Source organism: Sphingomonas anseongensis, from assembly GCF_023516495.1.
Lineage (GTDB): Bacteria > Pseudomonadota > Alphaproteobacteria > Sphingomonadales > Sphingomonadaceae > Sphingomicrobium > Sphingomicrobium anseongensis.
The window spans coordinates 1659599-1672786 of the sequence record NZ_JAMGBC010000001.1 but is presented as its reverse complement, the minus strand read 5'-3'; the positions used below and the strand labels follow the sequence as shown (position 1 = coordinate 1672786).

General features: G+C 65.7%; 16 protein-coding genes. 10 read left to right on the top strand and 6 right to left on the bottom strand.

Annotated elements, in window-relative coordinates; all coding sequences use genetic code 11:
* Positions 1 to 117: 117 nt before the first annotated feature.
* The 5 genes from rplT to LZ519_RS08620 form a co-directional block, all read right to left on the bottom strand.
* Entirely contained in the window at positions 118 to 495 is a 378-nt protein-coding gene (rplT, locus tag LZ519_RS08640; RefSeq protein ID WP_249868274.1) for a 50S ribosomal protein L20, read from the bottom strand.
* A gap of 13 nt (positions 496 to 508) precedes the next feature.
* Positions 509 to 712 carry a 50S ribosomal protein L35 gene (rpmI, locus tag LZ519_RS08635; RefSeq protein WP_249868273.1) on the bottom strand — a complete coding sequence of 68 codons (204 nt, stop codon included), beginning with the start codon at positions 710 to 712 and terminating at the stop codon, positions 509 to 511.
* Positions 713 to 842: 130 nt separating this feature from the next.
* Positions 843 to 1499, bottom strand: coding sequence for an SDR family oxidoreductase (locus LZ519_RS08630; protein ID WP_249868272.1), 657 nt, complete (start codon positions 1497 to 1499; stop codon positions 843 to 845).
* 30 nt (positions 1500 to 1529) lie between these two features.
* Entirely contained in the window at positions 1530 to 2105 is a 576-nt protein-coding gene (locus LZ519_RS08625; RefSeq protein WP_249868271.1) for an SOS response-associated peptidase family protein, read from the bottom strand.
* The gene (locus tag LZ519_RS08620; RefSeq protein ID WP_249868270.1) at positions 2105 to 3040 is read right to left on the bottom strand and encodes a ribose-phosphate pyrophosphokinase; all 936 of its coding nucleotides are present in this window, start codon (positions 3038 to 3040) and stop codon (positions 2105 to 2107) included. Before LZ519_RS08620 ends, LZ519_RS08625 begins: the two co-directional genes overlap by 1 nt.
* Positions 3041 to 3140: 100 nt before the next feature.
* Between LZ519_RS08620 and LZ519_RS08615 the strand changes: the two genes are divergently transcribed.
* The 9 genes from LZ519_RS08615 (at position 3141) to ribH (ending at position 11038) form a co-directional block, all read left to right on the top strand.
* Positions 3141 to 4784, top strand: a complete 1644-nt coding sequence (locus LZ519_RS08615) for an NAD+ synthase (protein WP_249868269.1) — start codon at positions 3141 to 3143, stop codon at positions 4782 to 4784.
* Between the two features lie 308 nt (positions 4785 to 5092).
* Positions 5093 to 5233, top strand: a complete 141-nt coding sequence (locus tag LZ519_RS08610; protein WP_249868268.1) for a hypothetical protein — start codon at positions 5093 to 5095, stop codon at positions 5231 to 5233.
* A gap of 26 nt (positions 5234 to 5259) precedes the next feature.
* Complete coding sequence (gltX, locus tag LZ519_RS08605; protein WP_249868267.1) at positions 5260 to 6579, top strand: glutamate--tRNA ligase; 1320 nt, start codon at positions 5260 to 5262, stop codon at positions 6577 to 6579.
* Positions 6580 to 6665: 86 nt separating this feature from the next.
* A complete protein-coding gene (locus LZ519_RS08600) occupies positions 6666 to 7316 on the top strand; it encodes an energy transducer TonB (RefSeq protein WP_249868266.1) in 651 nt (216 codons plus the stop codon).
* Positions 7317 to 7365: 49 nt separating this feature from the next.
* The gene (locus tag LZ519_RS08595) at positions 7366 to 7686 is read left to right on the top strand and encodes a hypothetical protein (RefSeq protein ID WP_249868265.1); all 321 of its coding nucleotides are present in this window, start codon (positions 7366 to 7368) and stop codon (positions 7684 to 7686) included.
* The gene (gene ribD / locus LZ519_RS08590) at positions 7683 to 8660 is read left to right on the top strand and encodes a bifunctional diaminohydroxyphosphoribosylaminopyrimidine deaminase/5-amino-6-(5-phosphoribosylamino)uracil reductase RibD (RefSeq protein WP_348539389.1); all 978 of its coding nucleotides are present in this window, start codon (positions 7683 to 7685) and stop codon (positions 8658 to 8660) included. Before LZ519_RS08595 ends, ribD begins: the two co-directional genes overlap by 4 nt.
* 9 nt (positions 8661 to 8669) lie before the next feature.
* The gene (locus tag LZ519_RS08585) at positions 8670 to 9278 is read left to right on the top strand and encodes a riboflavin synthase (RefSeq protein WP_249868264.1); all 609 of its coding nucleotides are present in this window, start codon (positions 8670 to 8672) and stop codon (positions 9276 to 9278) included.
* 52 nt (positions 9279 to 9330) lie between these two features.
* A complete protein-coding gene (ribB, locus tag LZ519_RS08580; RefSeq protein WP_249868263.1) occupies positions 9331 to 10614 on the top strand; it encodes a 3,4-dihydroxy-2-butanone-4-phosphate synthase in 1284 nt (427 codons plus the stop codon).
* A 4-nt stretch (positions 10615 to 10618) separates the two neighbouring features.
* On the top strand, positions 10619 to 11038 hold the full coding sequence (gene ribH / locus LZ519_RS08575) for a 6,7-dimethyl-8-ribityllumazine synthase (RefSeq protein WP_249868262.1): 420 nt from the start codon (positions 10619 to 10621) through the stop codon (positions 11036 to 11038).
* On the opposite strand, the gene LZ519_RS08570 is transcribed toward ribH, so the two are convergent.
* Positions 11035 to 12123: an alkene reductase gene (locus LZ519_RS08570; RefSeq protein WP_249868261.1), complete on the bottom strand. Its 1089-nt coding sequence runs from the start codon at positions 12121 to 12123 to the stop codon at positions 11035 to 11037. The genes ribH and LZ519_RS08570 overlap by 4 nt on opposite strands.
* A gap of 159 nt (positions 12124 to 12282) precedes the next feature.
* Here LZ519_RS08570 and LZ519_RS08565 point away from each other — a divergent pair, with 159 nt between their 5' ends.
* Positions 12283 to 13182 carry a DMT family transporter gene (locus LZ519_RS08565; protein ID WP_249868260.1) on the top strand — a complete coding sequence of 300 codons (900 nt, stop codon included), beginning with the start codon at positions 12283 to 12285 and terminating at the stop codon, positions 13180 to 13182.
* Positions 13183 to 13188 lie beyond the last annotated feature (6 nt).

Here is a 13188-nt window from a genome sequence, read left to right as displayed (position 1 = left end):
TGAGCTAATGCGCGTCGGGACAGGCGGTTCCCCCAGGGTGTGGGCGCACATCGCGGGGCGACGAAAAAGGGCGCCGGAATCGCTCCCGGCGCCCTCGTTCTTCGCTGGCGAAGCCGCTTAAGCGGTCGCCTTTTCCTTCTTGTCGATCGCGTCCTTCGCCTGGGCGATGATGCCCTTGAAGGCCTCGCCCTCGTGCATCGCGATGTCGGCCAGGACCTTGCGGTCGAGGTCGATGTTCGCGAGCTTCAGCGCGTGGATGAACTGGCCGTAGGTCAGCCCTTCGGCGCGGACGGCGGCGTTGATCCGCTGGATCCACAAAGCGCGGAAGCTCCGCTTCTTCACCTTGCGGTCGCGATAGGCGTATTGGCCGGCCTTCTCGACCGCCTGGCGGGCGATACGGATCGTGTTCTTGCGGCGGCCGTAATAGCCCTTCGCCTGTTCCAGGATCCGCTTGTGCTTGGCGCGCGTCGTCACGCCGCGTTTGATGCGTGGCATTGTCTAGCGCTCCTTACTTCAGGCCGTAGGGCGCCCAGAGCTTCACGCGCGCCGTATCGGCGTCGGCGAGGATCTCTGTGCCGCGGTTCTGGCGGATGTACTTGGCGTTGTGGCTGATCAGCCGGTGGCGCTTTCCGGCGACTCCATGCTTCACCTTGCCGGTGGCGGTGAGCTTGAAGCGCTTCTTCACGCCGCTCTTCGTCTTGAGCTTGGGCATTTTCGTCTCCTTTGCGTCCCGCGGGACGCGACGTTGTCCAATCGCCACGGCATGCCTTCCGGCCGGGCCATTGGGTTTTCCACTAAGCTGGAAAGGCCGCGCCTATAGAGGCGGAGGCGATTTTGCGCAACTACCAGGGAATCTCCGACCCGTCGTAGCCGAAGAAGCGGCCGGACTGCTCGGGGCCCAGCCCTTCGATGACCTTGCGCATGCCGGCGACGCTGTCTTCCGGCTTTAACGGGGCCGAGCTTCCGCCCATCCGGGTCTGGACCCAGCCGGGGTGGAGGACAGCGCAGGTCACGCGGCCACGATTGTCGATCGCCAAGCTCCTCCAGGCGGAGTTGAGTGCGCTCTTGGACGAGCGATAGGCGATGTAGCCGCCTGATGTGTTGTCTTCGATGCTTCCCATCTTGGTGCTGATCGCGACCAGCTTGCCGTCCGCGCGGGCCACTCGCTCAAGAACCGACTGGGCGAGGAGGAACGGCGCGACGGTGTTGACCGCGAAGGTCTCCAACCAGCCCTCGCCGTCGTGCTCGGACATGACTGACTTCGGCCCGTAGGTGCCCGCGTTGGCAATCAGTAGGTCCAGCGAATCGAGATGCTCACCGAAATGCGTGACGGCGTCGAGGTCGCGCATGTCGAGATGCTCGACCCGGACTCCGAGCTTGTCGAGCTCGCCGCTTCCGTCGCGGACGGTGGCGACGACATCCCAGCCGTCGATGGAATATTGGCGGGCGAACTCAAGGCCGATTCCTCGGTTCGCGCCTGTGATCAGGACTGTTGGCATGAGCGCTAAACGCGTGCGCGCCAAAAAGTGTCAGGCGGCCGCGACATCGAGGCTCCCGGCGGGCGTCGGATGCAGAAGATCGAGCGACCTGGCGCTCCCGTCGAGCCAGGAGCGCCACTGGTTCGGTCCAAGGAGCGCGATCTGGCGGTTGTGGTAGAGCTCCACGTCAGGCCCCGGCGGGCCGGTCAGAAGCGTGAACGCCTCGCCGACCTGCGGGTTCGGGCGAAGGAGGCCGGCGATTGCGAACTCCTGCCCCTCGCTTGGGCGGAACAGCCAGCAGGCCTTGCGCTTCTGCTTGGGGTCGTCGGGCTTGGTATATTCGTAGAAGCCGTCGGCGAGCACCAGGCAGCGGTCCTTGGGGAATTCGCGTCCGTCGGACCGCATGTTGAACACCGGCTTGCCCGTCGGCGCGGGCCACGACCAGCGGCGGATGACAAGCTCCGCATGGTCGTTCGCCCAGCGGACGACGGGCGCCTTGTCGGTAATGTGGATGTCCGCCGGCTGAAGGTTCGGGATCCCTTCGGGAAAGGTCAGCGGGATCTGGACGCCGTCGAACAACCGGCGGATCGCGTCGGGGTTCTTCTCGATCCGGTAAAGATTGCACATCAGTCGAACAGGCTGGAAACGCTCGCTTCGTCGGCGATCCGCTTGATCGCTTCGGCGAGAAGCGGAGCGACGGTCAGCCGGCGGATCTTGCCGCCCTTGACGTCCGCCTCGCCGCTCCAGATCGAATCGGTGACCACCAGCTCCTTTAGCTCCGACGTTCCGACGCGCGCGGCCGCGCCTCCGGAGAGCACTCCGTGAGTGCAATAAGCGAAGACGTCGGTAGCGCCCTGCTGCCTCAACGCGGCCGCCGCGTTGCACAGGGTGCCGGCGCTATCGACGATGTCGTCGATCAGGATGCAGGTCCGGCCGTCAACGTCGCCGATGATGTTCATCACTTCCGATTCGCCGGCGCGCTCACGGCGCTTGTCGACGATCGCCAGCGGGGCGTTGTTGAGCCTCTTGGCCAGGCTTCGCGCGCGGACCACGCCGCCGACGTCCGGGGACACCATCGTCAGCTTGTCGGTCGAGAAGCGCGCGCGGATGTCGGCTGCGATCACCGGCGATCCGAAGAGGTTGTCGGTGGGAATGTCGAAGAAGCCCTGGATCTGCCCCGCGTGAAGATCCATCGTAAGCACGCGGCTTGCTCCGGCGACGGTGATGAGGTTGGCGACCAGCTTGGCGGAGATCGGGGTTCGCGGGCCCGGCTTCCGGTCCTGACGCGCATAGCCGAAATAAGGGAGCACTGCGGTGATCCGCGAAGCAGACGCGCGGCGAAGCGCGTCGATCATGATCAGAAGCTCCATCAGATTGTCGTTGGCCGGATAGCTGGTCGACTGAATGACGAAGACGTCCTCGCCGCGGACATTCTCGTTGATCTCGACGAAAATCTCCTCGTCCGCGAAGCGGCGGACGCTGGCTTGCGTCAGCGGCAGCTCGAGATAATCGGCGATCGAGCGGGCCAGCGGCGGGTTGCTGTTCCCGGCGAGCAATTTCATGTGATGTCGTCCCCAGCGTCGGAGCCGCAGCCTTAGCGATGCGAGGCGTTGGCCGTAAAGCCTTGGTTGCCCAAGCGGCATCGCGCGTTAAAGCGCCCACATGACCGACAGGCTGATTATTGCCCTCGCTCAGATGAACCAGCTCGTCGGCGCGCTTGAGGCGAATGCCGAGGCGATGCTGGAGGTGCGGCGCAAGGCCGCGGGCGCCGACCTCATCCTGTACCCGGAGCTCCAGCTGACCGGCTATCCGCCCGAGGATTTGGTGCTGAAGCCCGAGTTCGTTCGCCGGACGATGGAAGCGACCGAGCGGCTGGTCGACGCGACGAGCGAACCCGGCCCTGCGATGCTGTTCGGTACCGTGATCGCGGAGGACGGCGCGAGCTACAATGCGATGGTGCTGGCCAACGATGGAAAGATCCTTGGCCGGACGCTGAAGCATGAGCTGCCCAATTACGGCACGTTCGACGAGAAGCGCATCTTCGCTGCGGGGCCTTTGCCCAGCCCGCTCGAATATGAAGGCGTGAAGATCGGAGTCCCCATCTGCGAGGACATCTGGTGGGACGCCGCGTGCAACAACCTTGCAAACGAAGGCGCCGAACTCCTCCTCGTCCCCAACGGCAGCCCCTATGAGCTCGACAAGGACCAGATCCGCCAGAAGATGGTTCGGGCGCGGACTCTCGGGACGGGTCTGCCGATGGTCTATCTCAACCGCGTCGGCGGCCAGGACGAGCTGGTGTTCGACGGCTCGTCGTTCGTCGTCCACCCCGACGGCGAGGTCATCGTACAGATGGCCGATTGGGAAGAGGCGCTAATTCTAACCGAGTGGCGGCGCGAGGCCGGCGGCTGGTGCTGCGCGACGAAGGAGCGGGACGAGCTCGATGGCTATCCCGAGGACATCTACCACGCGATGATGTTGGGCCTTCGCGACTATGTGCAGCGCAACGGCTTTCCCGGCGTCATCCTCGGCCTTTCCGGCGGGATCGACAGCGCACTCTCGGCCGCGGTCGCGGTCGATGCGCTCGGCGCAGACAAGGTGTGGGGCGTGATGATGCCGTCCAAATATACCAGCGAGGAGAGTCTGGAGGACGCGAGGGAGAATGCGCGGATGCTCGGTTGCCGCCATGACGTCATCCCGATTATCCCCGCAGTCCAGGCATTTGACGAAATGTTACCCGACCTGAAGGGGGTCGCGGCGGAGAACGTCCAGGCGCGTCTCCGGATGGTCACGCTGATGGCGCTGTCCAACGCCGAAGGGCAGATGCTTCTGACCACCGGCAACAAGAGCGAGATGAGCGTGGGCTATGCAACGCTCTATGGCGACATGGCCGGCGGCTATTCGGTCCTCAAGGACGCCTACAAGACGACGGTGTTCGCGCTTTCCAAGTGGCGCAACAGCAACAAGCCGAGCGGTGCGCTTGGGCCGGACGGACCGGTGATGCCCGAACGGGTGATCACCAAGCCGCCGACCGCGGAGCTCAGGCCCGGGCAGAAAGACCAGGACACGCTGCCGCCTTATTCGGTCCTCGATCCGATCCTGGAGGGACTGGTCGACAAGGAAATGTCGGTGAAGGAGGTTGCACTGGCGACCGGTTCCGACGTCGCGCTGATTTCGAACATCGAGCGAATGCTCCTTCGCGCTGAATACAAGAGACGACAGGCGCCTCCGGGAGTGAAAATCGGAGCGCGCAATTTTGGCCGCGATCGCCGCTACCCAATAAGCAACTTCTTCAGGACGGGCGCATGAGGCGCGCCGTCCTCCCGCTCCTCCTCACGCTGGCCGCATGCCAGGCGAGGGGTCCAGATTTTCCTCCACCGGAGCCAGCGGTTGCAGCACCGGCTGGCCAGCCCATCACCACGCTTGCTGGCGAGTGGCGGGTCGCCGGAATCGATGGCCGGTCGTTTGACGAACCCTACGGCCTGGCGCTTTCCGCCGACGACAAGGCCATATGGTGGGCGCCACGCTGTGCCGGCTTCGACCGGCCTTACACGCTAAGCGGAACGAACATTAGGTTTGGACCACCCGGAGGGTCCGCTACTCGGAGCGGACCGGCAGTGCGCTGCCTGCCGGCGATCCCGGCTCGCCTCGACGAAGTGTTCCGGGCGCTCGACTCCGCTGACCGGGCGGTGCGCACTCCTGCGAACGCGATCGAAATTTCTGGCGGCGGCCACTCGCTGACCCTCTTCTCGCAATAGGAGCTGGCGGCAGCTATGGGCGCGGCATGACCGTTGCCACTCGCTTTGCGCCTTCGCCGACCGGGCGGCTCCACGTCGGCAATATCCGAACTGCGCTCCACAATTTCCTGTTCGCTCGCAAGAATGGCGGCGAGTTCATCCTCCGGATCGACGACACCGATCGCGAGCGATCGACGGCGGAGTTCGACCAGTCCATCTGCGACGATCTCGACTGGCTCGGGCTGCGGCCGGACAGGATCGTCCGCCAGTCGGAGCGGCTTGACCTCTACGAGCGCGAGTTCGTGAAACTGAAGGCCGCGGGTCGCGTCTATGCCTGTTACGAGACTCCGGAGGAGCTGGAGCTTCGCCGCAAGGTGCTCCTCGGCCGCGGCCTCCCGCCAGTCTACGAGCGCAAGCCAGAGGATTCTCCGGTACCGGAGGGCCGCGCGCCGCACTGGCGCTTCCGGCTCAATCATGGCGATCCCATCCAATGGACCGACCTCGTCCGTGGCCCGCAGAGGTTCGATCCCAAGCTGCTGTCCGATCCCGTGATCCGCCGGGAGGACGGGAGCTGGCTGTACCTGCTGCCGAGCGTCATCGACGACATCGACCTCGGCATCACGCACATCGTACGCGGCGAGGATCATGTGTCGAACAGCGCGGTGCAGATCCAGATGTTCGAGGCGCTCGGGAGTGCGCCGCCGCATTTCGCCCACGAGGCGCTGCTGGTGGCTGCAGAGGGCAAATTGTCGAAGCGGCTCGGATCGATCGGTGTCGACCAGGTGCGCGACGCCGGGCTTGAGCCGATGGCCTTGCTGTCGGTGCTCGCCCGGATTGGCACATCGCAGCCGGTCGAAGCGGTCGAGCGGCTGGACGAGCTGGCGAGTGATCTCGACTTCGCGCATTTCGGCCGGGCGCCGGCGCACTTCGACCTTCACGAGGTCGAGCTGCTCAACGCCAGGTTCATTCATTCGCTGGATTTCGTGAGCGTTCGCGATCGCCTCCCGCCCGGTGCGACGGAGCAGGATTGGGAGCTGCTGCGGCCGAACCTCGCGTCGGTCAGCGGTTTCGCGGACTGGTTGCCGGTCCTCCACGGCGAGATCGAGCCCGTCGAACTCGGCCATGAGGAGCGCGCCGTCGTCCGCGAAGCGGCGGCAATCGCGGCCGAGCTCGACTGGTCGTCCGAGCCGTGGAAACGGCTGACTGAGCAGGTGAAGGAGCGGACGGGCCAGAAGGGTCGCGCCCTGTTCCACCCATTGCGCGCTGCGATCACCGGCCTGGACAGCGGACCGGAAATGGCCGGCCTCGTGGAGAGGATCGGCAAGGAGCGCGTCGTCCGCCGCCTCGAAGCAGCCGCAAGGCGTTAATCCGAACGGCGGGCGAAACAATTCAGTTGGCGTTAAAGAATGTAATGTTGTAACATTGCGGAGACTCGCGTTGAAGGAGTTGGGCAATGTCCGTTTACGCTCCCGTTCCCGCTTTCGCGGACCACGCACGCCACCCACGCGCCTTGGCGCTGATCATCGCAGGCCATGCCGTCTTGCTGGCCGCAGTGATGACTGCGAAGATGGAAGCTCCGTTCCAGATTTTCCCGCCCACGGTGGTCAAGCTCGTCCCGATCCCCAAGCCGCCGCCCGAAAATCCGCAGCCGACGAAACCGAATCCGCGCACCAGCACCATCGACCACCCGACGACGCCCATTCCGATCCCTCAGCCGCGAGAACCGACGGTCGATACGAGCCAGCCGACCAATCCAACCTTCGATCCGGGACCGATCATCGATCCGGGACCGCCAACGACGACAACGCCGCCGCAGCCTGTAAGGATCGGGCCGCGCTTCGTGACGCCCGCCTCTGACGTCAAGCCGCCCTATCCGCCGAGCAAGCTCCGCGACGGCGAGGAAGCCGCGCTCCGACTCAAGCTGACCATCGACGAGCGCGGGCGGGTGACCGGCGTCGAGGCCGTAGGCCCGGCAGATCCGGTGTTCCTCGCCGCGGCCCGCAGGCACCTGCTTGCCCATTGGCGGTACCGCCCGGCGACCGAAGGCGGGCGCCCCGTCGCGACGTCGACGTTCGTTACCCTGAGGTTCGAGCTGGCGGGCTGACGACGGCCGGGTCTGGCGAGAGGAGCGCCGAACGCTTATCTTCGCGCCAATGTCCTGGTTTCCCCGTCCGGTCGGCCCCCGCGAAGCCCTGCGCGACCTTCGCGCCTTTGCGCGGCACCGAAGCCGCGAGCAGGTCATCGGCGGCGCGCTGGCGATCCTGGTCACCGCGATCATCGTCATCGAATTCCTGGTCGATTCGAAGATGGGCACCGCGCCGCCGGCGCAGATCGTCTACGTCGAGAGCTGGAACGCGAACCGCACCGACGCGGAGATCATCGCCGACCAGAAGAAGGATCAGGCGGCGCGCCACGCCGCGCAGGAAGAGAAGAAGCGACAGTTCAAGAAGCTCGAGAAACAGCTCGGAATGTGAGCGAGGACCGGAGCTTCATGGCCGAGGCGGCCGCGCTCGGAAGCGCCGCTCGCGGAACCACCGCGCCCAATCCCAATGTCGGCTGCGTGATCGTCTCTGCGGACGGCAAGGTGATCGGCCGGGGCGCAACCGCGCCGGGCGGGCGGCCCCACGCCGAGGCTGTCGCTCTCAAGCAGGCGGGAAAGCGCGCCAGGGGAGCGACCGTCTACGTGACCCTCGAGCCCTGTGCTCATCAGAGCGAGCGCGGACCTGCCTGCTCCGACCTGCTCGCCAGGGCGAAGCCCGCGAGGGTGGTGATTGCCCTCAAGGATCTCGACCCGCGAACCGCTGGCAAGGGGATCAAGCGGCTTCGAGCGGAAGGAATCGAGGTGAAGCTTGGCGCCGGACGCGCTGCAGCGGCGGAATCCCTCTCCGGATATCTCGCTCGGCTGAACCTCGGCCGGCCGCGCATCACGTTGAAGCTCGCGCTGTCGATCGACGGCAAGATCGCGCTTCCGTCCGGCGAGTCGCAGTGGATCACCGGCGAAGACGCCCGCCGCCACGTCCATCTCGAACGATCGCGCTCCGACATGATCCTGGTCGGACGGGGCACCTATCTTGCCGACAAGCCCCGCCTCGACGTCCGCCTTCCAGGACTGGAGGAGCGCTCCCCAAGGCGCGCGCTGCTCACCCGCGGCGAAGCGGTCGACGGATGGGAAACCCTGCATTCTCCGGAGGATGTGTATCGACTTCATGACGTCAACGACCTGCTGGTCGAGGGCGGATCGGCGACCGCGACGGCGTTCCTTTCCGCCGACCTGGTCGACCGGATTCTGATCTACCGGGCGCCGATCATCGTCGGCGAGGGCAAGTCGTCGTTCGGCTACGTCGGGCTCGACGCAATCGCCGACGCTCACGGGCGCTGGCGCTCCGCGGGAGAGCAGGGGCTCGGCGTCGATCGGCTCGAAGTTTACGAGCGCGTTCGGGACGCTTAAGCGCGGCTGATGTTCACCGGCATCGTCACCGACATCGGCACCGTCGCAAGCTCGGAGCAGCGCGCCGACCTGCGGCTTACCGTCCGCTGCGGCTATGACATGGGGAGCGTCGATCTCGGCGCCTCGATCGCCTGCTCCGGCGTGTGCCTGACCGTCGTCGACAAGGGCGACGACTGGTTTGCGGTCGACCTTTCCACCGAAACGCTGTCGCGGACCGCGTCCGGCCTGTGGAGCGAAGGGTCCAGGCTCAACCTCGAGCGCTCGCTTCGGGTTGGCGACGAGCTGGGCGGCCATTTCGTCACCGGCCACGTCGATTGCATCGGCAAGGTCGTCGGGGTCTGCCCCGAGGGCGGCTCCATTCGTATCGGGGTGTCGGTACCGGCGGAATATTCGGCCTTGATCGCGGCCAAGGGGTCGATCGCGCTCGACGGCGTTTCGCTGACCGTCAACGACGTGCGGGAGGCGGAGGACGGAACCACTCATTTCTCCGTGAACATCATCCCGCACACCGCCGCCCACTCGACTCTCGGCGAAATTGCCGCCGACCGACAGCTCAATGTCGAGGTCGACGTGCTCGCCCGCTATATCGACCGGATGATTGCGGCCCGCGCACATTAGAGGGGTTGCTAAGGCCTCTTTTAATCACATTGCAATGTGATAAAGGGCGCAAATGAGCGCCAACCTGATCGAGCGGCTGTCCGCTATCGTCGACACCGGCGAGGTGAGCCGCGCAGCGCTCGCCCGAGCGGCCGGTCTCCACCCCAACAGCTTGCGCAAGCTTGGCCAGGACGACTGGAACCCGACCGCGGACACGCTCAAGCGGCTGGAGAAGCTGATCCAGCGCGGCACGACCGATGTTCTGGTCGGTGCCGAAGCGATCATCGACGAGGCGCGCAACGGGCGGATGTTCATCCTCGTCGACGACGACGACCGCGAGAATGAGGGCGACCTGGTCGTCCCGGCGCAAATGGCGACTCCCGATGCGATCAACTTCATGGCGAGGCACGGCCGCGGCCTCATCTGCCTTGCGCTGACCAAGGAGCGCGCCGACTGCCTGGGCCTGGAGCCAATGACCCGGACCAACCGGAGCCGCAACGAGACAGCCTTCACCGTCTCGATCGAGGCCAAGGACGGAATCTCCACCGGAATCAGCGCCGCGGACAGGGCGCGCACGGTGTGCGTCGCAATCGATGCGACCAACGGGCCCGAGGCCATCGTCTCCCCCGGTCACGTCTTTCCGCTGATCGCCCGGCCCGGCGGAGTGCTGGTTCGGGCCGGTCATACCGAGGCGGCAGTCGACGTTGCCCGCCTGGCCGGGCTCAACCCAAGCGCCGTCATCTGCGAGATCATGAGCGACGACGGGTCGATGGCGCGGCTCGACTCCCTGATGGACTTTGCCCGGACCCACGGCCTGAAGATCGGTACGATCCGCGATCTCATCGCCTACCGGCTCAAGAAGGATCATCTGGTCGAGCGGACGGCGTCCAGCGCGTTCACGGCCAAGAGCGGCGCGCAATGGGAGGCGCAGGTGTTCCGCGACAAGTCTAGCGGCGAAGAGCAGTTGGCGCTCGTCCACGGAAGGCTCGACACCGACCAGCCGGTTCTGGTCCGCATGCACAGCCTCGACCTGTTCGCTGACGTCCTGGGCGAGCACGGACCCAGATCGGGAATGCTCCAGGGGGCGATGCGGGCGATCGAGAAGGAAGGGTCGGGCGTGGTCGTCGCGCTTCACGCCGCGGCGCCGGGATCGCTGTCGCGCTCGATCGACCTTCGCGCGGGCAACCCCGTCGAAGGCGGAGACGCCGTCCGCGGCTACGGGATCGGCGCGCAGATTCTTGCCGCCCTCGGGATCCACGACATGATCCTGCTTTCCAACACCCGCCACTCGCCGGTCGCGCTTGCGGGCTACGGCCTGGCGATCATCGACGAGCGTCCGATCGAGCCGGTAGACTGACGTCATGGCGAAGATCCTGCTCGCGGAAGCGCGTTTCTATCCGCATCTCAACGACATGCTTCTCGAAGGCGCCCGCACAGCGGTCGAGGCCGCCGGCCACAAGCACGAAACGATCACAGTTCCAGGGGCCCTCGAGCTTCCGGCGGCAATCAGCCTGACCGCGAAGAGCGGCCGCTTCTGCGCGTTCGTGGCGCTGGGGGTCGTCATCCGGGGCGAGACCTATCATTTCGAAATCGTCGCCGAGGAAAGCGCCCGTGCGCTGATGGAGCTGTCGCTTCAGGGCTTCGCCATCGGCAACGGAATCCTCACCGTCGAGAATGAGGCCCAGGCGATCGAGCGCGCCGATCCCAGGCAGGGCGACAAGGGCGGCCACGCGGCGCGCGCGGCGCTCGCCCTCTACGATCTTCGCGAGAAATACGCTTAAGCCGCCTTCGCGTCCTTCAGCGTGGGGTAGTCGACGTAGCCGCTCGAGCCGCCGCTATAGTAGGTCGCGACGTCGCCCGGCGCGAGCGGCGCTCCTGCCCTCAGCCGCTCTACGAGGTCGGGGTTGGAAATGAACGGCCGGCCAAAGCTGATCGCATCGCCGACTCCCTCGGCCAATCGGGCGCGGCCGCTCGGGCCGTCATAGTCGCTGTTGAGGGCGATCTTGCCCGAATAGAGTGGGCGCATGGCCGGGCTGACCGGATTCGTCGGGATCGACCCAGCGGAGGTCGGCCGGTGCGCCTCGCGAAGTTCGATCCAGGGCACCTTCAGCTCCTCCAGGCGCCGCGCGACAGCGGTGAACAGGCGCGGCGGATCTGAATCGTCCACCCCCTGGACCAGGATATTCGGAGAGAAGCGGATCCCCACCCGATCCATGCCGATGGAGTCCCCGATTGCGACGAGCACTTCGGACATGAAGCGGAGCCGGTTCTCGATTGATCCGCCATATTCATCCGTCCGCAGGTTCGATGAATCGCGAAGGAATTGGTCGACAAGATAGCCGTTGGCGCCGTGCACCTGCACGCCGTCGAAGCCGGCTTCGATCGCGTTATGCGCGGCCTGCGAATAATCCGCGATGATGCGGAGCATATCGTCTTTCGTTGCGGCGCGAGCTTCGACGTAAGGCTTCTTTCCCTCGTAGGTGTGGGCGAAGTCCGGCGCGGTCGTCGCCGATGCCGAGACCGGCCGCGCTCCGCCGAGGTCAGGATGGACCAAGCGTCCCATGTGCCACAGCTGGGCTACGATCCGTCCGCCGGCTTCGTGGACCGCGCCGGTAACGAGCTTCCAACCTTCGACCTGTGCGCGGTTCCATAGTCCGGGGGCGTTCGGCCACCCAAGTCCTTCGCGGCTGATTCCGGTGGCTTCGGAGATGATGAGCCCCGCGCTCGCCCTCTGCGCATAATATTCGGCCATCAGCGCATTTGGCACGCCATCGCGATCCGACCGCGCGCGCGTTAGCGGAGCCATCACGATTCGATTGGGCAGTGCGATCGCTCCGAACTCGACGGGATCGAACAAGGTGGGCATTGGGCGTCCTCTTGGCGGGAAACAGGTCGGCGGCGAAATAGGGAAGGTGCCACCCGGGACCAACCACGAATCCGTTCGGGCAAGCATAAGTTGAACTTATGGGCGCCGGCGAAATGCGGACTTTTACGGAGCGGCTCGGCCCCTTAAGGGCCGCCGAACGTGACCCGCCACTCAGCCCAACCGCACCCGCTCGCTTTTCCCGCACTGCTGGTCGGCAATGTCGCGCTCGCTTTCGGGCCGTGGCTAGTGCGCCTGTCCGACGTCGGGTCGGTGGCGGTGGGATTCTGGCGCCTCGCGCTTGCGCTGCCCTTCCTCTGGCTTCTCGCGAGGGTGTCGGGCCAGCAGCCGCACTGGCCGAAGCGCGCGCTGATCGTCGTTCTCGCGATCGCCGCCATCTTCTATGCGCTCGACCTGGCCGCCTGGAATGCCGGCATCCGGATGACCAAGCTCGGCAACGCCACATTGTTCGGCAACAGCGGGAGCTTCGTCTTCGCCGTCTATGGCCTTGTGCTGGCTCACCGAATGCCGACGGCGAAGCAGTCCGTCGCGCTCACCCTCGCGGTCGCGGGCGCGGTCCTGCTTATGAGCAACAGCTATGACCTCAGTCCCAAGAATCTCGGCGGCGACCTGCTCACTCTCGTCGCCGGCTTCCTGTACGGCGGCTATCTGATCTTCGTCGAGCGGGCCCGGACCAAGCTCCAGTCGCTCCCACTCCTTCTGCTGGTCACCCTTTTTGCCGCACCGATCCTGCTCGCGATCAGCCTCGGCTTCGGCGAACGGCTGTGGCCGCATGACTGGACCCCGCTCCTCATCTTCGCGCTGTCGAGCCAGGTCTTCGGCCAGGGGCTGCTCGTCTATTCGATCGGCGTGTTTCCGCCGCTCGTCGTCGGGCTTGCGCTATTGAGCCAGCCGGCGGTCTCGGCACTTATCGGCTGGCTCGTCTACGGTGAGACGCTTTCGACCGGGGACTGGGTCGGCGCGGTCGCCATCGCGGCAGCGCTGGTTCTGGTTCGCTTGCCGCAGCGGGGCTTGCGAACGAGCGCCGAGCAGCCCAGTTGAGCGGCG

Coding starts and splice junctions, on each gene's coding strand:
- rplT (WP_249868274.1), bottom strand. CDS start 495: ATGCCACGCATCAAACGCGGCGTGACGACGCGCGCCAAGCACAAGCGG.
- rpmI (WP_249868273.1), bottom strand. CDS start 712: ATGCCCAAGCTCAAGACGAAGAGCGGCGTGAAGAAGCGCTTCAAGCTC.
- LZ519_RS08630 (WP_249868272.1), bottom strand. CDS start 1,499: ATGCCAACAGTCCTGATCACAGGCGCGAACCGAGGAATCGGCCTTGAG.
- LZ519_RS08625 (WP_249868271.1), bottom strand. CDS start 2,105: ATGTGCAATCTTTACCGGATCGAGAAGAACCCCGACGCGATCCGCCGG.
- LZ519_RS08620 (WP_249868270.1), bottom strand. CDS start 3,040: ATGAAATTGCTCGCCGGGAACAGCAACCCGCCGCTGGCCCGCTCGATC.
- LZ519_RS08615 (WP_249868269.1), top strand. CDS start 3,141: ATGACCGACAGGCTGATTATTGCCCTCGCTCAGATGAACCAGCTCGTC.
- gltX (WP_249868267.1), top strand. CDS start 5,260: ATGACCGTTGCCACTCGCTTTGCGCCTTCGCCGACCGGGCGGCTCCAC.
- LZ519_RS08600 (WP_249868266.1), top strand. CDS start 6,666: ATGTCCGTTTACGCTCCCGTTCCCGCTTTCGCGGACCACGCACGCCAC.
- LZ519_RS08595 (WP_249868265.1), top strand. CDS start 7,366: ATGTCCTGGTTTCCCCGTCCGGTCGGCCCCCGCGAAGCCCTGCGCGAC.
- LZ519_RS08585 (WP_249868264.1), top strand. CDS start 8,670: ATGTTCACCGGCATCGTCACCGACATCGGCACCGTCGCAAGCTCGGAG.
- ribB (WP_249868263.1), top strand. CDS start 9,331: ATGAGCGCCAACCTGATCGAGCGGCTGTCCGCTATCGTCGACACCGGC.
- ribH (WP_249868262.1), top strand. CDS start 10,619: ATGGCGAAGATCCTGCTCGCGGAAGCGCGTTTCTATCCGCATCTCAAC.
- LZ519_RS08570 (WP_249868261.1), bottom strand. CDS start 12,123: ATGCCCACCTTGTTCGATCCCGTCGAGTTCGGAGCGATCGCACTGCCC.